This window comes from Bradyrhizobium sp. S3.3.6, from assembly GCF_040546905.1.
Taxonomy (GTDB): Bacteria; Pseudomonadota; Alphaproteobacteria; order Rhizobiales; family Xanthobacteraceae; genus Bradyrhizobium; species Bradyrhizobium cytisi.
Genome location: NZ_JBEPOT010000005.1, coordinates 363,482 through 383,525, shown reverse-complemented (window position 1 = coordinate 383,525; position 20,044 = coordinate 363,482). Strand labels below are relative to the sequence as shown.

Annotated in this window: 19 protein-coding genes; 13 read left to right on the top strand and 6 right to left on the bottom strand. The window is 64.3% G+C overall.

The genetic code is table 11. The features are described 5' to 3' along the window. Positions 1 to 36 precede the first annotated feature (36 nt). The 6 genes from ABID59_RS18230 (at position 37) to ABID59_RS18205 (ending at position 4,562) form a co-directional block, all read left to right on the top strand. The gene (locus tag ABID59_RS18230) at positions 37 to 696 is read left to right on the top strand and encodes an acyl-homoserine-lactone synthase (protein ID WP_354084250.1); all 660 of its coding nucleotides are present in this window, start codon (positions 37 to 39) and stop codon (positions 694 to 696) included. A gap of 1 nt (position 697) precedes the next feature. Next, entirely contained in the window at positions 698 to 916 is a 219-nt protein-coding gene (locus ABID59_RS18225) for a hypothetical protein (RefSeq protein WP_354031496.1), read from the top strand. 306 nt (positions 917 to 1,222) lie between these two features. Next, positions 1,223 to 2,140 (top strand): branched-chain amino acid ABC transporter permease, encoded by a 918-nt coding sequence (locus tag ABID59_RS18220; RefSeq protein ID WP_354084249.1) that lies wholly within the window; start codon positions 1,223 to 1,225, stop codon positions 2,138 to 2,140. Continuing rightward, the gene (locus ABID59_RS18215) at positions 2,137 to 3,081 is read left to right on the top strand and encodes a branched-chain amino acid ABC transporter permease (protein ID WP_148750991.1); all 945 of its coding nucleotides are present in this window, start codon (positions 2,137 to 2,139) and stop codon (positions 3,079 to 3,081) included. Before ABID59_RS18220 ends, ABID59_RS18215 begins: the two co-directional genes overlap by 4 nt. Beyond that, positions 3,074 to 3,841, top strand: coding sequence for an ABC transporter ATP-binding protein (locus ABID59_RS18210; protein ID WP_148750990.1), 768 nt, complete (start codon positions 3,074 to 3,076; stop codon positions 3,839 to 3,841). Before ABID59_RS18215 ends, ABID59_RS18210 begins: the two co-directional genes overlap by 8 nt. Continuing rightward, positions 3,834 to 4,562 carry an ABC transporter ATP-binding protein gene (locus ABID59_RS18205; RefSeq protein WP_354084248.1) on the top strand — a complete coding sequence of 243 codons (729 nt, stop codon included), beginning with the start codon at positions 3,834 to 3,836 and terminating at the stop codon, positions 4,560 to 4,562. The genes ABID59_RS18210 and ABID59_RS18205 overlap by 8 nt, the downstream gene beginning before the upstream one ends. A 128-nt stretch (positions 4,563 to 4,690) precedes the next feature. Here the strand turns inward: ABID59_RS18205 and ABID59_RS18200 are convergent, their stop codons facing one another. Next, complete coding sequence (locus ABID59_RS18200) at positions 4,691 to 6,127, bottom strand: glutamine synthetase family protein (RefSeq protein ID WP_354084247.1); 1,437 nt, start codon at positions 6,125 to 6,127, stop codon at positions 4,691 to 4,693. A 145-nt stretch (positions 6,128 to 6,272) separates the two neighbouring features. Further along, positions 6,273 to 7,631, bottom strand: coding sequence for an aromatic ring-hydroxylating dioxygenase subunit alpha (locus ABID59_RS18195; RefSeq protein WP_354084246.1), 1,359 nt, complete (start codon positions 7,629 to 7,631; stop codon positions 6,273 to 6,275). Positions 7,632 to 7,743: 112 nt separating this feature from the next. Between ABID59_RS18195 and ABID59_RS18190 the strand changes: the two genes are divergently transcribed. Next, positions 7,744 to 8,529: an IclR family transcriptional regulator domain-containing protein gene (locus tag ABID59_RS18190; protein WP_354084245.1), complete on the top strand. Its 786-nt coding sequence runs from the start codon at positions 7,744 to 7,746 to the stop codon at positions 8,527 to 8,529. Positions 8,530 to 8,578: 49 nt separating this feature from the next. Beyond that, positions 8,579 to 8,911, top strand: coding sequence for a PRC-barrel domain-containing protein (locus ABID59_RS18185; RefSeq protein ID WP_354084244.1), 333 nt, complete (start codon positions 8,579 to 8,581; stop codon positions 8,909 to 8,911). Between the two features lie 76 nt (positions 8,912 to 8,987). On the opposite strand, the gene ABID59_RS18180 is transcribed toward ABID59_RS18185, so the two are convergent. Continuing rightward, positions 8,988 to 9,383, bottom strand: a complete 396-nt coding sequence (locus tag ABID59_RS18180; RefSeq protein WP_354084243.1) for a group II truncated hemoglobin — start codon at positions 9,381 to 9,383, stop codon at positions 8,988 to 8,990. 15 nt (positions 9,384 to 9,398) lie between these two features. Then, on the bottom strand, positions 9,399 to 10,307 hold the full coding sequence (locus tag ABID59_RS18175) for a helix-turn-helix transcriptional regulator (RefSeq protein ID WP_148750984.1): 909 nt from the start codon (positions 10,305 to 10,307) through the stop codon (positions 9,399 to 9,401). Positions 10,308 to 10,461: 154 nt separating this feature from the next. Here ABID59_RS18175 and ABID59_RS18170 point away from each other — a divergent pair, with 154 nt between their 5' ends. From ABID59_RS18170 to boxB, 4 genes are all read left to right on the top strand, one after another. Beyond that, a complete protein-coding gene (locus ABID59_RS18170) occupies positions 10,462 to 12,003 on the top strand; it encodes a benzoate-CoA ligase family protein (RefSeq protein WP_354084242.1) in 1,542 nt (513 codons plus the stop codon). Positions 12,004 to 12,119: 116 nt separating this feature from the next. After that, positions 12,120 to 12,929, top strand: coding sequence for an alpha/beta fold hydrolase (locus ABID59_RS18165; RefSeq protein ID WP_354084241.1), 810 nt, complete (start codon positions 12,120 to 12,122; stop codon positions 12,927 to 12,929). 142 nt (positions 12,930 to 13,071) lie between these two features. Further along, on the top strand, positions 13,072 to 14,760 hold the full coding sequence (gene boxC, locus ABID59_RS18160) for a 2,3-epoxybenzoyl-CoA dihydrolase (protein ID WP_354084240.1): 1,689 nt from the start codon (positions 13,072 to 13,074) through the stop codon (positions 14,758 to 14,760). A 157-nt stretch (positions 14,761 to 14,917) separates the two neighbouring features. Beyond that, a complete protein-coding gene (gene boxB, locus ABID59_RS18155; RefSeq protein ID WP_354084316.1) occupies positions 14,918 to 16,354 on the top strand; it encodes a benzoyl-CoA 2,3-epoxidase subunit BoxB in 1,437 nt (478 codons plus the stop codon). Positions 16,355 to 16,539: 185 nt separating this feature from the next. Here boxB and ABID59_RS18150 read toward each other — a convergent pair whose 3' ends face one another. Both ABID59_RS18150 and ABID59_RS18145 read right to left on the bottom strand, forming a co-directional pair. After that, the gene (locus ABID59_RS18150) at positions 16,540 to 17,340 is read right to left on the bottom strand and encodes an SDR family oxidoreductase (RefSeq protein ID WP_354084239.1); all 801 of its coding nucleotides are present in this window, start codon (positions 17,338 to 17,340) and stop codon (positions 16,540 to 16,542) included. Between the two features lie 86 nt (positions 17,341 to 17,426). Next, entirely contained in the window at positions 17,427 to 18,485 is a 1,059-nt protein-coding gene (locus tag ABID59_RS18145; protein WP_148751072.1) for a polysaccharide deacetylase family protein, read from the bottom strand. A 164-nt stretch (positions 18,486 to 18,649) separates the two neighbouring features. Between ABID59_RS18145 and ABID59_RS18140 the strand changes: the two genes are divergently transcribed. Further along, positions 18,650 to 20,044 (top strand): OmpA family protein, encoded by a 1,395-nt coding sequence (locus ABID59_RS18140; protein WP_354084238.1) that lies wholly within the window; start codon positions 18,650 to 18,652, stop codon positions 20,042 to 20,044.

Genomic DNA, 20,044 nt, shown 5'->3' with positions numbered 1-20,044 from the left:
GAGGCTGCCCCCCATTGAGGAAAGATGGGGGCTTTCATGATTCATGCAATTACCGCGCTAAATCGCCACCTTTACGAAGACGTTATCGAGCAGCATTTCCGGCTACGTCACGACATCTTTGTCGAAGAGCGGCACTGGGAAACGTTGCGCAAACCGGATTGCCGCGAGATCGACTCCTACGACAACGAGGACACCGTCTATCTGCTTGCGCTCGAGGGGCGCCGCGTCATTGGCGGCCACCGGCTCTACCCGACGACCAAGCCCTCGATGATGAGCGAGGTCTTCCCGCATCTGGCGGCGATTCGCGGCTGCCCTGCGGATCCGCTGGTCTGGGAATGGTCGCGCTATTTCGTCGTACGCGACCGCCGCGACGGAGCTCTCAATCTGCAACTCATGGCAGCGGTGCAGGAGTTTTGCCTCAGCCAGGGCATCGCGCAGGTCAGCGCGATCATGGAGACGTGGTGGTTGCCGCGCTTCCATGAGGCCGGCTTCGTCGTCACCCCGCTTGGTCTGCCGGAGCTCGTGGAGAAAGCCTGGACCATGGCGGCCACCGTCGACGTTCGTCAGGAGACGGTCGATTCCCTGCATGATCGTGTCGGCATGGCTTCGGTCGTGCGTCAGGACGGCCCGCGTCTGGATGCCGTCGCCCACGCCAACCTCTGCGGCCGCACCGCCGCGCAACGAAAGAGCGCCTGAGATGTCGAACATGATGCGAGACAGCCAGATCATGGCGCAAACCAAGGACGAGAATCTCGGCTACATGTCCGACATGGCGCTCGAGCTGGCGCAGATGGCCGAAGACACCGGGTTGGCGACGCTGGCCTATCTGTTCCGGATGGCGGCGCTGGAGGCCTCGACGGCCAACAGCGAGCTCAACGAGCCGGATGATCTCCCCCACCAGATCACGTCGCACTAGACGTATCTCCATTCCGACAAGCGGCACACCCTCTCTCCGGCAACGGCGGGAGGGTGATCGTTTGGGTGCGGCAGGCTGACCCACCCTGCTCGGCAGCCTTCTTGCAGGGCCGGTTTTGCACGGCCTGATTTTGATCGCATGCACCGGCATGCAACAAAGTGCATGTCTGGCGCGGAATCGCTCTTGCCTCGGAACGATACTGCCATTACCCATTTTTCGGCCTTGTAGAGGCGGGGGGAGCTCTTTCACTGATGGCGACTGTGTTCGAACATCGGCGCGCGTCCGTATGCGCCTGAAAGAGTTTTGATGCTGCTCGTCGTCGAACAATTCTTGAACGGATTGCAGTTCGGCCTGCTGCTGTTTCTGCTCGCCGCCGGCCTGACGCTGGTGTTCGGGATCATGGATCTCGTCAACCTCGCGCACGGCTCGCTCTACATGATGGGCGCCTATTTTGCCGCGACCTTCGCGGCGTGGACCGGCAGCTTCCTGCTCGGCGCGTTGCTGGCGCTAGGCGCGACTCTTGTGCTCGGCATCGTGCTCGAGATGAGTGCGCTGCGGCATCTCTATGGGCGCGATCATCTCGACCACGTGCTCGCGACCTTCGGCCTGATCCTGTTCTTCAATGAAGCCGTGCGGGTGATCTGGGGCCCGGCGGGCCTCGCGCTGCCGCTGCCGGCCTGGCTCACGGTGCCGGTGCCGATCCTGCCCGGCATCCACTATCCGGCGTACCGCCTCGCCATCATCGTCGTCGCACTGCTGGTGGCGCTGCTGCTCTACCTCGGCGTGATGCGCACCCGCATCGGCATGCTGATCCGTGCCGGCGCCTCCAACCGCGAGATGATCGGCGCGCTCGGCATCAACATCAAGCTGCTCTACACGCTGGTGTTCGGGCTCGGTGCCGCGCTCGCGGGGTTGGCCGGCATGATGCAGGCGCCGATCCTCACCGTGCAGATCGGCATGGGTGAGAACATCCTCATCCTCGCCTTCGTCATCATCGTGATCGGCGGCATCGGCTCGATCCGCGGCGCGTTCCTCGCTGCGATCTTCGTCGGCATGATCGACACGCTCGGCCGCGCCTTCCTGCCCAATCTGCTGCGGCAGGTGCTGAGTGGCGCCGCTGCCTCCACCGCCGCGCCCGCGCTGTCGTCCATGCTGATTTACCTGCTGATGGCGATCGTGCTGGTGGTGCGGCCGGAGGGGCTGTTCCCGGCCAACCGTCGATGAAGGCTTTTACTGTGAGCAAGGCCGTCACGGCCCTGATGCTGGCGGGCCTCTTGCTGCTGCCGCTCTATTCGTACCTGTCCGGCAACATCTTCATCATGACGCTGTTCACCCGCATCGTCATCCTGGCGCTGGCGGCGGCAAGCCTCAACCTCATCATGGGGTTTGGCGGCATGATGAGTTTTGGCCACGCTGTCTATCTCGGCATAGGCGGCTACGCCGTCGGCATGCTGGCGCAGGAAGGCACAGGCTCCGGCTTCATCCAGTTTCCCGTCGCGCTCGCGGCGTCTGCGATCTACGCTCTGGTGATCGGCGCGCTGTCTCTGCGTACCCGCGGCGTCTATTTCATCATGATCACGCTCGCCTTCGCGCAGATGGCCTATTACGTCGCCTCGGGCCTCGCACGTTATGGCGGCGACGACGGCTTGACCGTTTACAAGCGCAGCGACTTCTCCGGGCTGATCAACCTGTCGAACCGGACGCAGTTCTATTATCTCTGCCTGGCCTGCCTGTTCGCGGTGATCTTCCTGATCTGGCGCATCGTCAATTCGCGCTTCGGCCTCGTGGTGCAGGGCCTGCGTTCCAACGAGCAGCGCATGCAGGCGATCGGCTTTCCCGCCAAGCGCTACCAGCTGGTCTGCTTCGTCATCTCCGGCACCATGTGCGGGCTCGCCGGCGCGCTGCTCGCCAACAACACCGATTTCGTCAGCCCGGCCATGATGTACTGGACCCGCTCCGGCGATCTCATGGTGATGGTGATCCTGGGCGGCATGGGCACGCTGTTCGGCCCTGTCATGGGCGCTGTGGTCTATCTGCTGCTGGAAGAGTTTCTGTCGCAGATCACCGAATATTGGGCGCTGATCATGGGTCCGCTGCTGCTGCTGATCGTGCTGTTCGGCCGTGGCGGCATCATGGGCCTGCTGGGGAGGCTCAATCGTGGCTGAACCGCTGCTCCGCGTCGAAAAGCTGGTGCGCCGTTTCGGCGGCATCACAGCGACGGATAACGTCTCGCTCGACGTTGCCGCGGGCGAGCTGCACGCCATCATCGGCCCGAACGGCGCCGGCAAGACCACGCTGATCAGCCAGCTCACCGGGCATCTCGAGCCGCATTCCGGCAGCGTCTCGTTGGGCGGCCGCGATATCACCTATCTGCCGGCCTATCGCCGCTGCGCGCTGGGCCTCGCACGTTCGTTCCAGATCACTTCCCTGCTGCTCGACTTCACCGCCGCCGACAATGTCGCGCTGGCGGCGCAGGCGCATGCAGGTCACTCATTCCGTTTCTTCGCCAATGCCCGCAAGGAGAGGGGCCTGCGCGATGCCGCGCATGCCGCGCTCGACCGCGTCGGCCTGTTGCACCGAGCCGACGTCGTAGTGAGCAGGCTCAGCCATGGCGAGCGGCGCCAGATCGAGCTTGCGGTCGCGCTGGCCAGCAAGCCAAAACTGCTGCTGCTCGACGAGCCGATGGCGGGCCTCGGCGTCACCGAATCCCAGCGTATGGTGACGCTGCTCCAGGAGCTGCGCAAAGAGGTCTCGATCGTGCTGGTCGAGCACGACATGCCCGCGGTGTTCGCGCTGGCCGACCGCATCTCGGTGCTGGTCTATGGCCGCGTCATTGCCTCCGGCGACCCGGCCGCGATCCGCGCCAACGAGGACGTCAAGCGCGCCTATCTCGGCGATCAGCATGTGGTGACGCACCATGGCTGAAAAAGGGATGGCTGACGCGCTGCTCGACGTCGACAGCATCGAGACCTGCTACGGCCTCAGCCAGGTGCTGTTCGGCCTGTCCCTGTCGATCAAGCCGGGCGAGATGGTCTCGCTGATGGGCCGCAACGGCATGGGCAAGACCACAACGATCCGCTCCATCATGGGCCTGACGCCGGCGCGCGCCGGAAGCATCCGTTTTGCGGGCACGGAAGTCCGGCAGCTACCGTCGTACCGGATCGCCAAGCTCGGCATCGGGCTGGTGCCTGAGGGCCGCCAGATTTTTCCGAACCTCACCGTGCGCGAAAACCTGGTTGCTGCCGCCGCCGACCGCTTCAACAGCGCCAATCCCTGGACGCTCGCTGCGATCTACCTGCTGTTCCCGCGCCTTGCCGAGCGCGCCGCCAACATGGGCAACCAGCTCTCCGGCGGCGAGCAGCAGATGCTCGCCATCGGCCGCGCGCTGATGACCAACCCAAAGCTCCTGATCCTGGATGAAGCGACCGAGGGGCTGGCGCCGCTGATCCGCGGAGAAATCTGGAGCTGCCTGTCGCTCCTGAAGAGCCGCGGCCAGTCGATCCTGGTCGTCGACAAGAACGTCGACCACCTCGCCCGCATCTGCGACCGCCACTTCATCATCGAGCGCGGCAACACCGTGTGGAGCGGCACATCGGACGAGCTGATGGCCGAGCCGGATCTACAGCATAAGTATCTGGGGATTTGAGTTCCCCTCTCTCCCCGTCATTGCGAGCGTAGCGAAGCAATCCAGACTGCCTCCGCGGAAAGATCCTGGAATGCTTCGCTACGCTCGCAATGACGAAGGAGAGGGCTGCGCCCTCACCATCGCCGAAATCAAAACATCTCGAAATATTCGCGTTGCTCCCAGTCGGTCACCTCCGCGAGGAAGCGGTCGATCTCGGCATTTTTGATGTGGGTGTAGTAGTCGATGAACTCCGCGCCGAATTTTTCGCGGAAGAACGGATCGTCCTTCAGCGCAGAGACGGCATCGCGCAGGCTCTTCGGCAAGAACGGCGCTTTGGTCTCGTAGGGCGTGTCGGCGGAGGGACCGGGATCGAGCTTGCGGTCGACGCCGTCGAGACCTGAGAGGATCTGGGCCGCCATATAGAGATAGGGATTGGCGGCGGGCTCGCCGACGCGGTTTTCCAGGCGCGTGGCAGCATCGCCCGCGCCACCGAGCACGCGGATCATCACGCCGCGATTGTCACGGCCCCAGATCGCGCGGTCCGGCGCCAGCGAATAGGAGCGGTAGCGCTTGTAGCCGTTGATGGTGGGCGTGGTGAACACGGTGGCCGCACGGGCGTGATCGAGCAGCCCGGCGAGATAGGCACGGCCGAAAGCGCTGAGGGGCTCGCTACCGTCCTTGGCCATGAAAACGTTCTCGCCGCCCGCGCGCGAGACGATCGACTGGTGCAGGTGCCAGCCGCTCGCGAACAAATTCGGCAGTTTCGGCCGGCACATGAAGGTGGCGTGATAGCCGTGCCGGCGCGCGATCTGCTTCACGGCGCTGCGAAACAGCACCATGTTGTCGGCAGGCTCCAGGCCCTTCTTCGGCGCAAAGGTGAATTCGCACTGGCTCGGCCCGAACTCGACCTCGACGGAGCGCAAAGGCAGCCCGAGCGCGACGATGTCGCGCCGCAGGATCTCCAGCACCGGCTCCATCTGATCGAAACGCTGCTCGGTGAGATATTGATAGCCGTGAGAGAGCAGGCTCACCGACGGCGGCGTGCCGGGTTGTCCCGCGTCCTCCGGGCGCATATGCGGGTCGTCGAGCCTGAAGATGTGGAATTCGACCTCGAGGCCGGCGACGAAATCGTGGCCGCGGCGGCCGAGCTCGTCGAGCACCTTGCGATAAAGCCCGCGCGTCGCGAACGGCACCGGACGGCCGTCGTTGAAATAGAGATCGCACAACACCCAGCCCGTCGCCGGCGCCCATGGCAGCACGCGAAAGGTGGTGGGATCGGCGACCATCAGCACGTCGGCCGCGCCCTCCATCTCCTTCATGCCGAAGCCGCCGCCTGACGTGAACACCGGAAACACCGTGCGGTGCGAGGTGTCCTTGGCGAGCATGGTGGTGGTGATGGAGCAGCCGCTCTCCAGTGAGGCGATCGCCTCGGCGGCGATGATGGTCTTGCCACGCAAGATGCCGTGCTGGTCGGGGAAGGCGAGGCGGATGACCTCGAGGTTCTTGTCCTCGACGATGCGGCGCATGCGCGTCGCGGCGTCCGTCTGCTCATCCGACCACAGCGCATGACGCGCGACGAAAGTCACTTTGCTACTCCTCTAGTCGTGAGACGCAAAGCATGCGCCACATTCTCCGTCATTGCGAGCGAAGCGAAGCAATCCAGAAATGTGTCCGCGGAGGCAGACTGGATTGCTTCGCTGCGCTCGCAATGACGAGGATAGATCGTCACCGTCACTCCGCCGCCGTCAGCCGATGCACGTTCTCCGCGATCTCCTTCGGCACCGGCGCGGTCCACGGCGCGCCGCGCCGGCGCTTGACGTCGACTTCCATCCAGTAGGTCTCCCAACCGCGCGTCGGGCCGATGCCGTCCATGGTCGCCGGGCCCTGAATGGAGCGCGCATTGGCCTCGTCCAGGAACAGCATCGGCTTCTCGCCGCCGCCGACCTTCTCGATCTCCTGCCGCAGCAGGCGGCGATACTGCACGATCGCCTTGTCGCTCGAGCCGAGGTGCTCCTTGGTGCGGTCCTGGATCGCGCCCATCGATTCCACCGCCCACTGGTCGTGGACGTTGATGTCGTTGCCCATGCCGGTATAGGTCGCGGTCTGCTGCTCATGCGGATCGAAGCCGTAGTCGTTGCTGCGGTTCTTGCGCGACTTGTAGTCGGGCAGCTCGTAGAGCTCGAGCCGCTGGTCGCGCATCTTCATCTTGTCGACCGGGTTCGAGTAGCTGGTGAAGATCGCGTACCAGTAGCAGTTCTCGTCGTCGATCGGCACGTGCCACTGCGTGATCGTCATCTCCGTGCTCATGGGGATGACGAAGCCATGCGGGAACAGCTGGTTGGTGACGCGCACATGCGTCCGCTCCTCGTCGATCTCGCGCAGCGCGATCAGCCGGAGCCCATACTCGGTGTGCTCGACATTGATGATCGGGCGGTCGTATTCGCGCAGGATCTTTGTCATCGGCAGATCCGAGCCGGCCGAAGCGCCGCGGAACTGCTTGCCATAGGCGGCCGACGTGTCCTCGTCCTCGAAGAAGCGATGCAGATAGGAGGCGTGCGCAGGATCGATGCCGACCTCGAGTGCCTGCAGCCAGTTGCAGGCCATGTGGCCCTTGAACGCAAACGTGTGCGTGCCAGGTGCGACAAAGCAGTCGATCTCGGGAAATGCCGGCGGCTCACCCTCGCCGAGGTAGGCCCAGAGGATGCCGCTCTTCTCCACCACGGGATAGGAGCGCTGCCGGATGTTCTGGCAGAGTTTTGAATCCTTCGGCTCGGCCGGCGTTTCGATGCATTGGCCGGTGGCGTCGAACAGCCAGCCGTGGAAGGCGCAGCGCAGGCCGCCATGCTCGAGCCGCCCGAAGGCAAGATCGGCACCGCGATGGGCGCAATGACGATCGATCAGGCCATAGCGTCCCGTCTCGTCGCGAAACAGCACCAGGTTCTCGCCGAGCAGCCTGACGGGCCGGATCGGCCGCTCGCCCTCGAGCTCGTCGACCAGCGCTGCCGGCTGCCAGTAGCTCCGCATCAGCTTGCCGCAGGGGTCTTTCGGCCCGGTGCGGGTGATCAGGTCGTTCTGCTCCTGGCTCATCATGGCGAGTGCATCCTTAGTGGAATGGCGTCTGTTCGCCTATTGAACGAATGGGCGAATTATGACATGCCTTGGATCGGCAGCAAGCACTATTTTGCAGGACATTCCCCACCCCATGCCCAAGCTGAAACGAAGCGAGACCGACGAGCGCGCGACGGATTTCGTCGAAGCGCTCGATCGCGGCCTGCGCCTGTTGCAATGCTTCGGCACCAACTCGGGCCCGATGACCCTGAGCGATCTCGCCCGCGCCGCCGAGCTGCCGCGCGCCACCGCGCGGCGCATGCTATTCACGCTCCAGCGCGGCGGCTTTGTCAGTGGCGACGGAAAACTGTTCTCGCTGACGCCGCATGTGCTGACGCTGGCGGCGTCCTATCTGCGCTCCAACCAGCTCGTCACGGTGCTGCAGCCCGTGCTCGATCGCGTCGCCACCGCGGCCAACGAAATCTCCTCGCTCGCGGTGCTCGATGGTGACGACGTCGTGTTCATCGCGCGCAGCAGCCCGGCGCGGATGTTCTCCGGCGGATTGGAGATCGGGTATCGGCTGCCGGCCTTCTGCACCTCGGTCGGCCGCGCCATGCTCGGCCAGCTCGACGACGCGGATTGTCTCGCGCGCCTGAAGGCAGCGAAGCGCGAGGCGCTGACGCCGCAGACGTTGACCGATCCCAAGACGCTGCTCGGGCGGATCGCCGCCGATCGCGCACAGGGCTATTCACTGGTCGACCGCGAAGCCGAGCCGCATTTCCGCTCGATCTCGGTTCCGGTCCGCCGCTATGACGGCGCGATCATCGCCGCCATCAACATGGGCGCCCATGTCGATCGCGTGCCGGCGCAGGAGCTGCTCGGCCGCTTCTTGCCGCTGCTGCGAGAGGGCGTCGATGCAGTGCGCTCGCAATTGCTGTGACCTCAACCACGGAGCTATAATCTGCTCCACACAAACCAGGGAGCATGCCATGCAACACACCATGGTTCCCAGTGATCGGGTGGAGCACGTCGCCGTCTACGGGCGCGACGGCACTAAGCTCGGCACGATCGAGCGATTGATGCTCGACAAGGTGAGCGGAACAGTCGCCTATGCCGTGATCAAGACCGGCGGGCTGCTCAGTACCCACCACCACTATCCTCTGCAGTGGAGCGCGCTGAAATACGATCGAACACGTCAGGCGTTCCAGGTCGAGCTTACCATGGACGAGTTCAGCAGTGGTCCATGTGAGTTCGACGGCGACGGGTTCGATTGGGGCGACCGCTCGCGGCCCTATCCGCATCCGAATTACTGGTCGGTCTAGCCGCGTCTGATGACTTGCAGTCCGGGTCGGCGAAGCGATACCCGAGGACGCTGCACGTCGGCCTTGATCGACGCGCTCACGGCCGGTTGCGCATCCAGTCGGCGAGGCCGGACAATGCACGATCGAGGTCCTGCCGCGCGGCAGCGTCAGTGACCGTCTCCTCCATCGCGCCGCGCATGCACAGCAGCCACGCATCGCGCTCGGTGTCGCCGATGGCAAAGCCGATGTGCCGTTGCCGCAGCCGTGGATGGCCTTTCTCGGGAGAATAGAGCTTCGGGCCACCGGTCCATTCGGTGAGATAGCGCTTCAGCACGTCCCTGATCAGGCCGAGATCGTCCGCATGCATCGCGCGGATGATTTTTGCCTCCGGTAGCGCATCCATGCGGTCGTAGAAGCGGTCGACCAACAGGTCGATCGTGGCACGGCCGCCGATCCGCTCGAACATGGAGGTGGTGACGTCGCTGTCGGTCATTCCTGAAGTCCCGGCCTAAAGCGCCACGCTGCGCAGCCCGAAGCTGCGGGCTTCGTTCTGCAGCACCGGCCGCACCGCATCGATCAGCCTTGCAGCCGCCGCATCGACACTCAGCCCCGCCGTATCCACCACCGCCGTCGCGCGCGCATAGAGCGGCTCGCGGCTGAGCAGGATATTGCGCAGTTCCGCCATCGCAGAGCGATCATCCGCCATTGGGCGCAGATCGCCCTGGCGGCGGACGCGGGCCATGTGCTCTTCCGGCTCGGCCTTCAGCCAGATCGTGTAAAACGACGACAGGATCTGGTCGAAGGTCAGCGGCTCGGACACGATGCCGCCGCCGGTCGCCAGCACCATCAGCTCGTTGCGCGCGAGCAGCTGTTGCAGCGCAGCCTGCTCCATGCGGCGAAAGCCTTCCTGGCCGTAGAGCGCGATGATCTCGGCGACCGAGAGGCCGTTCTGCTGCTCGACCTCCTTGTTGAGCTCGACAAAGCTCCAGCCGATCTTTTTCGCCAGCATCCGCCCGAGCGTGGACTTGCCGGCGCCGCGCAGGCCGATCAGCGCGATGCCGCAGAACGGCGCGCGCCGCGGCGCGGAGGCGGTGCCGCCGGCGAGCAGATCTTTGGCCTGCGCGATCTGCGCCGGCGTCGCCTTGCGCAAGAGATCGCGAAACATCTGCCAGTCCGGCGTCGGATCGGCTGAGGGCAGCAGGTCTTCCAGATGCGCGCCCATCGCGTCGGAGACGCGGCGCAGCAGCACGATCGAGACATTGCCCTTGCCGCTTTCGAGCTGTGCGATGTAGCGCTCCGAAATTCCTGATACCTTGGCGAGCACCTTGCGCGACATGCCGCGCAACGCGCGCATGGTGCGCACGCGCTGGCCGAGCTGTTCGAGAAAGCGGGATTCGGCGTCGGGACTGTCGGTCATGAGCCTTCTTTAGCGGATGCTTTCTTTGAAGGAGGTCTTGTTTAAAGAAGGTCTTGCCGCGCGCTTTAATGAAACATAATGCCTGCTGGCATTGACAGCAAGCCGTCACAGTGTCTTTCTATGAATTATAATTCTAAATTCGGGGGAGACGACCGTGAGCGAGGGATCCTACAACGCGGTGACCTGGCTGCTCGACCGTAACGTCGAGGAAGGCCGGGGCAACAAGATCGTCTTCGACGACACCGTCTCGCGGCTGACCTATGGCGAGCTCCAGCGCGAGACCCGCCGCGCTGCCAACATGCTGCGCCGGCTCGGCGTCCGCCGCGAAGAGCGCGTGGCGATGATCATGCTGGATACAGTCGACTTCCCGATCGTGTTCTTGGGCGCGATCCGTGCCGGCATCGTGCCGGTGCCGCTCAACACGCTGCTCACCGCGGACCAATACGCCTATATCCTCGCCGACTGCCGCGCCCGCGTGCTGTTCGTGTCCGAGGCGCTCTATCCCGTCATCAAGGACGTCGTCGGCCGCATGCCGGATCTCGAGCATGTCGTGGTCTCCGGCGCCAAGCAGAATGGCCACAAGCAACTCGCCGAAGAGATCGCTGATGAGAGCGATCAGTTCCCCACGGTTGCCACGCATCCGGACGAGCCGGCATTCTGGCTCTATTCGTCCGGCTCGACCGGCATGCCCAAGGGCGTGCGGCATCTGCATTCGAACTTGCAGGCCACCGCCGACACTTACGCGAGCAAGGTGCTCGGCATTCGTGAGAACGACGTCGGCCTCTCCGCCGCAAAACTTTTCTTCGCCTATGGCCTCGGAAATGCGCTGACCTTCCCGATGTCGGTCGGCGCCACCACGATCCTGAACAGCGAGCGGCCGACACCCGCGCGGATGTTCGATCTGATGAACAGATACAATCCGTCGATCTTCTACGGCGTGCCGACATTGTTCGCGGCGATGCTCAACGACGAAGCGATGAAAAGCGAGCGCGGCGGCAAGAGCTTGCGCATCTGCACCTCGGCCGGCGAGGCGCTGCCGGAATCCGTCGGAAACGGTTGGAAGTCGCGCTTTGGTGTCGACATTCTCGACGGCGTCGGCTCGACCGAGCTCTTGCACATCTTCCTTTCGAACGCGCCCGGCGATATCAAATACGGCTCGTCCGGCAAACCGGTACCGGGCTATGCGGTGCGGCTCGTCAACGAGGCCGGGCAGGACGTCGCCGACGGCGAGGTCGGTGAACTACTGGTCGATGCGCCCTCGGCCGGCGAGGGCTACTGGAACCAGCGCCACAAGAGCCGTCGCACCTTTGAAGGCCCCTGGACCCGCACCGGCGACAAATACGTCAGGGATGCCGAAGGCCGTTACACCTTCTGCGGCCGCGCCGACGACATGTTCAAGGTCTCCGGCATCTGGGTCTCGCCGTTCGAGGTCGAGAGCGCGCTGATCACGCATCCGGCGGTGCTGGAAGCCGCCGTCGTGCCCGAGGCCGATCCGGAGGGCCTGCTGAAGCCAAAGGCCTTCGTCGTGCTGCGTCCGGGCGTGAAGACGACGGACTTGCAGGAGATGCTGAAGGATCACGTCAAGCAGAAGATCGGCCCGTGGAAATATCCACGCTGGATCGACGTGGTGGACTCGCTGCCGAAGACGGCGACTGGAAAGATCCAGCGGTTCAAGCTGCGCGACGGCGCGAATTAGCAACAAGCCGTCATGGCCGGGCTTGTCCCGGCCATCCACGCGCGACCGCGATTGAGGAAAGACGTGGATGCCCGGGTCAAGCCCGGGCATGACGACGGAGAAGGACGGACGAAGAAATGACTCTCGCCCCCACCGGCTTCCTCAGCATCGGCGCGGCCCGTCTCGAATACAAATGGCTCGCGCCGCAAAGCGCCGATGCGCCGACCATCGTCATGCTGCACGAAGGCCTCGGCTCCGTCGGCCTGTGGAATGACTTTCCGGAAAAGCTCCAGCAAACGACCGGCGCCGGCATCTTCACCTATTCACGGGCGGGCTATGGCCAGTCGAGTAAGGTCGCGCTGCCGCGGCCGCTCGACTACATGCAACGCGAGGCGCTCGACGTGCTGCCGAAGGTGCTCGATGCCATTCCCTTCAAGCGTGGCCTCTTGCTCGGCCATTCCGACGGCGGCTCGATCGCGGCGATCTATGCCGGCGCGCATCAGGATCATCGCCTGCAAGGCATCGCGCTGATCGCGCCGCATTTCATCGTCGAGGACATCTCGGTGGAGTCGATCGCCGCGATCAAGACGACGTACGAAACCACCGATCTCAAGGCAAAGCTCGCGCGCTGGCACAACGACGTCGACAACGCCTTCTACGGCTGGAACGGCGCCTGGCTCGATCCGAAATTCCGCGATTGGGACATCTCGGAATATCTGGCCTACATCCGCGTTCCGGTGCTGGTCCTTCAAGGGGTGGACGACCAATACGGAACACTGCGTCAGGCAGAGATCGCGCAGGAGGAATGCTATTGCCCGGTCGATCTGACGATCGTTCCAGGCGCGGGGCATTCCCCTCAGCGTGAAGCGCCCGTGCCAACGCTTGACGCAATCGAGCAATTTGCGAAGGCCGCCTTGCGGGACGACCGAGGTCTCCAAGCCGCGTGACGCGTATAGGGCGGCCTACCTGCGCCCCGGACACTCTGATGAAGCAAAGTGCATGTGTGGTCCAGATTCAGGCTAGACGCCTCTCAAAATATGCATTATTGTGCATCTAACGGTATAGCGAAAACAAGCTCAAGGGTGGCCCATGGCCGGGGAAGATCGGCGCCTCGCAGGCGGCGCGACATTCATCGATTTCCAGACCGAACCGTCCCGCTACAAGCACTGGAAGCTGGCGGTCGATGGTGACGTCGCGACGCTGACCATGGACGTCGACGAGAATGGCGGCCTGTTCGAGGGCTACCTGCTCAAGCTCAACTCCTACGATCTCGGCGTCGACATCGAGCTTGCCGACGTGGTCCAGCGGCTGCGCTTCGAGCATCCCGAGGTGAAGGTCGTGGTGATGCGCTCGGCCAAGAACCGCGTGTTCTGCGCCGGCGCCAACATCCGCATGCTCGCGGGCTCGACCCATGCCCACAAGGTGAACTTCTGCAAGTTCACCAACGAGACCCGCAACGGCATGGAAGACTCGTCCGAGAATTCCGGCCAGCGCTTCATCACTGTCGTGAACGGCTCCGCTGCCGGCGGCGGCTATGAGCTCGCGCTCGCGACCGACCACATCATTCTCGCCGACGACGGCGCTTCCGCCGTGGCGTTACCCGAAGTGCCGCTGCTCGCGGTGTTGCCCGGCACCGGCGGTCTCACCCGCGTCGTCGACAAGCGCAAAGTGCGCCGCGATCACGCCGACTTCTTCTGCACCATCGAGGAAGGCGTGAAGGGCAAGCGCGCCGTGCAATGGCGCCTCGTCGACGAGATCGCGCCGAACTCCAAGCTGGAGGCCAGGATCGTCGAGCGCGCCAGGGAATTTGCGGCCGCGTCGAAGCGCGCCGGCAGCGGCAAGGGCATCGCGCTCTCCCCGCTCAAGCGCGCGATCGACGAGACCAGCATCCGCTATGGTTTTGTGACCGTCGATATCGACCGCGCCGCACGCATTGCCACCATCTCGATCAAGGCGCCGGAGGCGGCAGCCCCCGCCGACATCGACGGCATGATGGCGCAGGGCGCATCGTTTTGGCCGCTGCAAGTGGCGCGCGAGCTCGACGACGCCATCCTGCACTTGCGCATCAACGAGCTCGAGATCGCCATGCTGGTGTTCAAGAGCCATGGCGACCGCGCCCACGTGCTCGCCAGCGATGCCTTCCTCGAAGCCAACAAGGCGCACTGGCTGGTCAACGAGATCCGCCACTACTGGAAGCGCGTGCTCAAGCGCATCGACGTCACCTCGCGCACGCTGGTGGCGCTGGTCGAGCCCGGCTCCTGCTTTGCCGGCACCTTGGCCGAGCTCGTCTTCGCCGCCGACCGCTCCTACATGCTGGTCGGCACGCGCCAGGGTGACAACCAGCCGCCGCCCTCGATCGAGCTTTCCGCCATGAATTTCGGCCCGTATCCGATGAGCCACGGCCTGACGCGGCTTCAGTCGCGCTTCCAGGCCGATCCGGCGGACGTGGAGCGTGCCGAAGCCACGCTCGGCACAGCGCTCGACGCCGAGCAGGCCGAGGAGCTCGGCCTCGTCACCTTCGCGCTCGACGATATCGACTGGGACGACGAAGTCCGCGTCTTCCTGGAGGAGCGCGCGAGCTTCTCGCCGGATAGTCTCACCGGCATGGAAGCGAGCCTGCGCTTTGTCGGCCCCGAGACGATGGAATCGAAAATCTTTTCACGGCTGACCGCGTGGCAGAACTGGATCTTCCAGCGCCCCAATGCCGTCGGCGAGGAAGGCGCGCTGCGCCGCTACGGCAGCGGCCAGAAGCCGAAATTCGATATGACACGGGTGTAACGACTGCCGTGTCCCGGGCGCGGCGCAGCGCGAAGCGATGCGACGCAGAACCGGGACCCAGGCGAACCAGACATAGGTCCCGGCTCAGCAGTGCAGCACTTCGCGCCGCACTGCGTCCGGGACACGAGACCGACCAAGGAGCACGGCCATGAACATCATGAACGTCGACTACTCGACCAAGATTCCGAACAACGTGAATCTCGCCGAAGACCGCCAGGTGCTGAAGGCGCTTGAAGGCTGGCATCCCGGCTATATGGACTGGTGGAGCGACATGGGGCCGGAAGGTTTCCAGGAATCGCTGGTTTACTTGCGCACCGCTTACTCCGTCGATCCGCGCGGCTGGGCCAAGTTCGACTATGTCCGCATGCCCGACTATCGCTGGGGCATCCTGCTTGCGCCGCAGGAAGAGAACCGCGCCGTTCCCTTCGGCGAGCACTTGGGCGAGCCTGCCTGGCAGGAAGTCCCGGGCGAATATCGCGCCATGCTGCGCCGGCTGATCGTGATCCAGGGCGACACCGAGCCGGCCTCGGTCGAGCAGCAGCGCCATCTCGGCAAGACTGCGCCCTCGCTCTACGACATGCGCAATCTGTTTCAGGTGAACGTCGAGGAAGGTCGCCACCTCTGGGCGATGGTCTACCTGCTGCAGAAGTACTTTGGCCGCGACGGCCGCGAGGAAGCCGATGATTTGCTGCGCCGCCGCTCCGGCGATGCCGACGCGCCGCGCATGCTGGGCGCCTTCAACGAGGCGACGCCGGACTGGCTGTCGTTCTTCATGTTTACCTACTTCACAGACCGCGATGGCAAGATGCAGCTGCACTCGCTGGCGCAGTCCGGCTTCGATCCGCTGTCGCGCACCTGCCGCTTCATGCTGACCGAGGAAGCGCACCACATGTTCGTCGGCGAGACCGGCATCACCCGCGTCGTGCAGCGCACCTGCGATGCGATGCGCGAGGCCGGCATCACCGATCCCACGGATATCGCCAAAGTCCGCGCGCTCGGCGTGATCGATCTTCCGACCATCCAGAAGAAGCTGAACCTGCACTACACGCTGTCGCTCGATCTGTTCGGCTCGGAAGTCTCGACCAACGCGGCCAATGCCTTCAACACCGGCATCAAGGGCCGCTATCACGAGACCCAGATCGACGACGATCACCAGCTCAAGAACGCCACCTATCCGGTGCTCAAGTTCATCGACGGCGAGATCAAGCTGGTCGACGAGCCGGCGCTGACCGCGCTCAACATGCGCCTGCGCGACGACTACAGCCAGGATTGCGTCAAGGGCATGTTGCGCTGGAACAAGGTGATCTCGACCGCCGGCTACGATTTCAAGCTGACGCTGCCCAACGTTGCCTTCCACCGCCATATCGGCGAGTTCAAGGACGTGCACGCGACGCCCGACGGCATCTTGATCGACGACGCCACCTGGGCGAAGCGCAAGGACGACTGGCTGCCTTCGACCGCCGACGGCGACTTTATCACCTCGCTGATGCAGCCCGTCACGGAAACCGGCAAGTTCGCGTCGTGGATTTCGCCGCCGAAGGTCGGCATCGACAACAAGCCGGGTGATTTTGAGTATGTGAGGATCGAGTCGTAGGCGTTAGGGGCGAACGCTCGCGTCATGCAAATGGTGTCATCACCCGCCTTGTGCGCACTTGCGCACTGGAGCGGGTGATCCAGTATTCCAGAGGCGGCTGTGCTCCAGCCGAGAAGCTGCGGCGTACTGGATGCCCCGCCTTCGCGGGGCATGACAGCAGAGGGTGTCGCGCTATCCCTCGCCAACTACCCCGCGATCTCCAGCCCCGCATTCGCGTACACCACACCGCCATCGACCGCGATGGTGTTGCCGACGACGTAGTCGCCCGCACGCGAAGCGAGGTAGATCGCAACGCCTGCCATGTCCTCGTCGGTGCCGATGCGCCGCGCGGGAATACGTTTTGCGACGTCGTCTGAATGATCGCGCGCGGCGCGGTTCATGTCGGACTTGAAGGCGCCCGGTGCGATCGCGGTGACATTGATGTTGTCCTTGATCAGTTTCGTCGCCATGCGCCGCGTCAGATGGATTACGGCAGCCTTGCTCGCGGCGTAGGAATAGGTCTCGCCCGGATTGACGAAGATGCCGTCGACGGAGGCGATGTTGATGACCTTGGCGGGCCGCTCGTGCGACGCCGCCGCGCGCAGCGGCTTTGCCAAAGCCTTGGTCAGGAAGAACAGCGATTTGACGTTGAGGTCCATCACCTTGTCCCAGCCGCTTTCGGGGAATTCGTCGAACTCGGCACCCCATGCCGCACCGGCGTTGTTGACGAGGATGTCGAGCTTCGGCTCGAGCTTGATGATTTCGCCGGCCAGCTTGTCGCAGCCTTCGACGGTCGAGATGTCGATCGGCAGCGCGATGCACTCGCCGTCATATTGCGCCGAGAGCTCTTTCGCGGTGGCTTCGCAAGGGCCCGCCTTGCGCGCGGTGATGTAGACCTTCGCCGCACCTGCTCCGAGGAATCCGGCCGCGATCATCTTGCCGATGCCGCGCGAGCCGCCGGTCACGAGTGCGATGCGGCCTTTGAGCGAAAACAGATCGTTGGACATGGTGCCTCCCTTGGGTTGGCGCCGTTTTGAGCGCCGAGGGGAGGGGTGTCAACTCGGTGTTGTCCCGGCGAAGGCCGGGACAACAGTCAAGCCGCGGCAAACCGGCGAAAGCCGTTCCACATCGCGGTCGCGGCGCCCGAGGTCAGCACCGGCAGAATGCGCGCGTCCTGGTAGTTGCCGTTGAGCGAGACGCGCGGCAGCGCGGTCATGTGGCCGGCGTTCCCTGCGAACAGCATGCCGGGCCGTGTCGTCACCGCGGTCTTGAAGCCGGCGGATGCGGCGAGCGCGAATTCGCGCATCCCGGCTGCCTCGCGGTCGCCATAGGGATAGGCGAGATGCAGCACCGGACGCTCCAGCGCGTTCTCGATCCGCACCCGGCTGACTGCCATCTCCTGCGCGGCGATCTCCTCGCTCTGCTTGGCGAGATTGCAATGGCTGACGGTGTGGGCGCCGATCGTGACCAGTGGATCGGCCGCGAGCCGCTTCACCTCGTCCCAGGACAGGCAGAGGCTGCGGCACAGCGCTTCCATGTCGATACCGTGGGCGGCGCACAGCGCCTCGATCTCGCGCTTCAGATCGTGCTCGCCCGGAAGAGCGCGGAGCCAGTCATGCAGGCGGTCGAACGCCGCCTGCTTCGCGGCAGGCGTGCTCGCATCGAGCCGCAACGCGGAATGGCCGATCCGCACGTCGACCTGCTCGGCCTTGGCGATGACGGCCTCGAGCGCGGTCCACCACAGGCGTCCGGTGCCCTCAGCGAAGTCGCTGGCAACATAGATGGTCGCGGGCGCGTCAAATTCGCGCAGCACCGGAAGAGCGTGCTCCCAGTTGTCGCGATAGCCGTCGTCGAGGGTGAAGGCGGCGATGCGGCGGTCGAAGCGGCCTTGCACCAGCCGTTCGTGCAGCTCGTCCATGCTGACGATGTCGATCTCGCGCGCGCGCAAATGGCGCAGCGTCGCACGCAGGAAGTCGGGGGTGACCTCGAGATGCCGGTTTGGCTGGAATACGCGCTCACGAGCCGGCCGCACATGGTGCAGCATGAAAATGGCGCCGACGCCCGACAGCAGCGGGCGCAGCAGATGGTGCGCCCCGCTGAAATAGAGTGCTCCCAGCCCGGCGCGAATGACGTTGTTACGGAGTTGCTTCATGTCCGGCTGGCCGCCCCTGGGCATTCCGCCCTCAACTTAGGGTGTTACCCTTGAAGAAAAAGTTATTCCAATTCTCCACGTGTGGCCCGCGAAAGGGCCCTATTCCGGTTTGACAGCCCGCCAAGGGTTTGTTTTGTCTCCGGTTCCAGAGTTTGGGTCGTCGAATGCAGATGCTTTTCAGGTGGGCCAGCAAATGGTGGCCGGGGCTGATTCCCCTGGCCGTCATGTGGGGATTTGCGGGCTGGAATAACACCTTGCCGGTCGAGGCCGACCTGTCGGCCCGCAGCTCGGCCGCGCTCAAGGACACCGTCCTGGACAAGACCCGGATCGCGGTGGACGGCCGTGACGTCAGCCTGGCCGCGGACGCCTTCTCCGACGAGGGGCGCCGCGATGCCGTGACCACGGTCGAGATGGTTCCCGGCGTACGGCTGGTCGATGACCAGACCCGCCTTGTTGCCGAAGCAAAGCCCTTCGTCTGGAGTGCCGAGCGGGACGTGGTGCGGGTGACGCTGTCGGGCTCCGCGCCGCTGCCTTCGATGAAGGCGCGCCTGACGGAAGCCGCCCGCAAGGAGGTCAATGGGACCGAGGTCGCCGATCAGATGGGCCTGGCCCGCGGCGCGCCGGCGCGGTTCGAAGCGGCCGCGATGCTGCTGCTCGACCAGATCGGCAAGCTGAAGGACGGCAAGATCACGATCTCCGACACCAAGGTCAATCTGTCGGGCATGGCGCGCGACCTCGGCGGCCGCGAAGCGATTGCGGCTGCGCTCAAGAACCTGCCCGAAGGTTTTTCGATCGCCGCCAACGAGATCAAGGCACCGCCTTATATCTTCCAGGCCTACAAGGATCCGGTCGCCGCCACCGTGACGATGACCGGCTACGTGCCCGACAACAATGTGCACGCCGCGATCGAGACCAGCGCGTCGCGAAAATTCTTTACCGAGAAAGTCGTCGACAATCTAAAGGCCAGCGTCGGTGCTCCCGGCTCCTTCAACACCGCGGTGGTCGCAGCGCTCGGCGCGCTGTCGCGGCTGTCGACCGGCACGCTCGTGGTGTCGGATCGCGAGGTGAAGCTGTCGGGCGATGCGCTGTACGAAGGTGCGGCCAACGACATCCGCGCCGGCCTCGGCAAGGACTTTCCAAAAATCTGGCAATACAAGCCTGAAATCACGGTGAAGCCCGCGGCGGGGCCGGTCGACGGCACCGTCTGCCAGCAATTGTTCTCGGAGCTGCTGGCCAAGGGCAAGATCCGCTTCGCAACCAAGCGCGCCGACATCGATCCCGACTCCGCCGGCATTCTCGATCATCTGATCGAGACGGCGCTGCGTTGTCCCACCACAAATATCGAGGTCGTGGGTCACACCGATTCCGACGGCGAGGACGCCTTCAACCAGGCGCTGTCGGAGAAACGCGCCCAGGCGGTGATCGATTTTCTGGTCAGGGCCGGCCTGCCAGCGGACCGCTTCACCGCGGTCGGCTACGGCAGCACGCAGCCCGTCGCCGGCAACGACACCGACGACGGCAAGGCGCAAAACCGCCGCATCGAATTTCTGGTGAGGTGA

Excerpts from the sequence above, each read along its gene's own strand:
- ABID59_RS18230 (WP_354084250.1), top strand. The coding sequence starts at position 37 with ATGATTCATGCAATTACCGCGCTAAATCGCCACCTTTACGAAGACGTT.
- ABID59_RS18225 (WP_354031496.1), top strand. The coding sequence starts at position 698 with ATGTCGAACATGATGCGAGACAGCCAGATCATGGCGCAAACCAAGGAC.
- ABID59_RS18220 (WP_354084249.1), top strand. The coding sequence starts at position 1,223 with ATGCTGCTCGTCGTCGAACAATTCTTGAACGGATTGCAGTTCGGCCTG.
- ABID59_RS18215 (WP_148750991.1), top strand. The coding sequence starts at position 2,137 with ATGAAGGCTTTTACTGTGAGCAAGGCCGTCACGGCCCTGATGCTGGCG.
- ABID59_RS18205 (WP_354084248.1), top strand. The coding sequence starts at position 3,834 with ATGGCTGAAAAAGGGATGGCTGACGCGCTGCTCGACGTCGACAGCATC.
- ABID59_RS18195 (WP_354084246.1), bottom strand. The coding sequence starts at position 7,631 with ATGATGAGCCAGGAGCAGAACGACCTGATCACCCGCACCGGGCCGAAA.
- ABID59_RS18190 (WP_354084245.1), top strand. The coding sequence starts at position 7,744 with ATGCCCAAGCTGAAACGAAGCGAGACCGACGAGCGCGCGACGGATTTC.
- ABID59_RS18185 (WP_354084244.1), top strand. The coding sequence starts at position 8,579 with ATGCAACACACCATGGTTCCCAGTGATCGGGTGGAGCACGTCGCCGTC.
- ABID59_RS18180 (WP_354084243.1), bottom strand. The coding sequence starts at position 9,383 with ATGACCGACAGCGACGTCACCACCTCCATGTTCGAGCGGATCGGCGGC.
- ABID59_RS18175 (WP_148750984.1), bottom strand. The coding sequence starts at position 10,307 with ATGACCGACAGTCCCGACGCCGAATCCCGCTTTCTCGAACAGCTCGGC.
- ABID59_RS18165 (WP_354084241.1), top strand. The coding sequence starts at position 12,120 with ATGACTCTCGCCCCCACCGGCTTCCTCAGCATCGGCGCGGCCCGTCTC.
- boxC (WP_354084240.1), top strand. The coding sequence starts at position 13,072 with ATGGCCGGGGAAGATCGGCGCCTCGCAGGCGGCGCGACATTCATCGAT.
- boxB (WP_354084316.1), top strand. The coding sequence starts at position 14,918 with ATGAACGTCGACTACTCGACCAAGATTCCGAACAACGTGAATCTCGCC.
- ABID59_RS18150 (WP_354084239.1), bottom strand. The coding sequence starts at position 17,340 with ATGTCCAACGATCTGTTTTCGCTCAAAGGCCGCATCGCACTCGTGACC.
- ABID59_RS18145 (WP_148751072.1), bottom strand. The coding sequence starts at position 18,485 with ATGAAGCAACTCCGTAACAACGTCATTCGCGCCGGGCTGGGAGCACTC.
- ABID59_RS18140 (WP_354084238.1), top strand. The coding sequence starts at position 18,650 with ATGCAGATGCTTTTCAGGTGGGCCAGCAAATGGTGGCCGGGGCTGATT.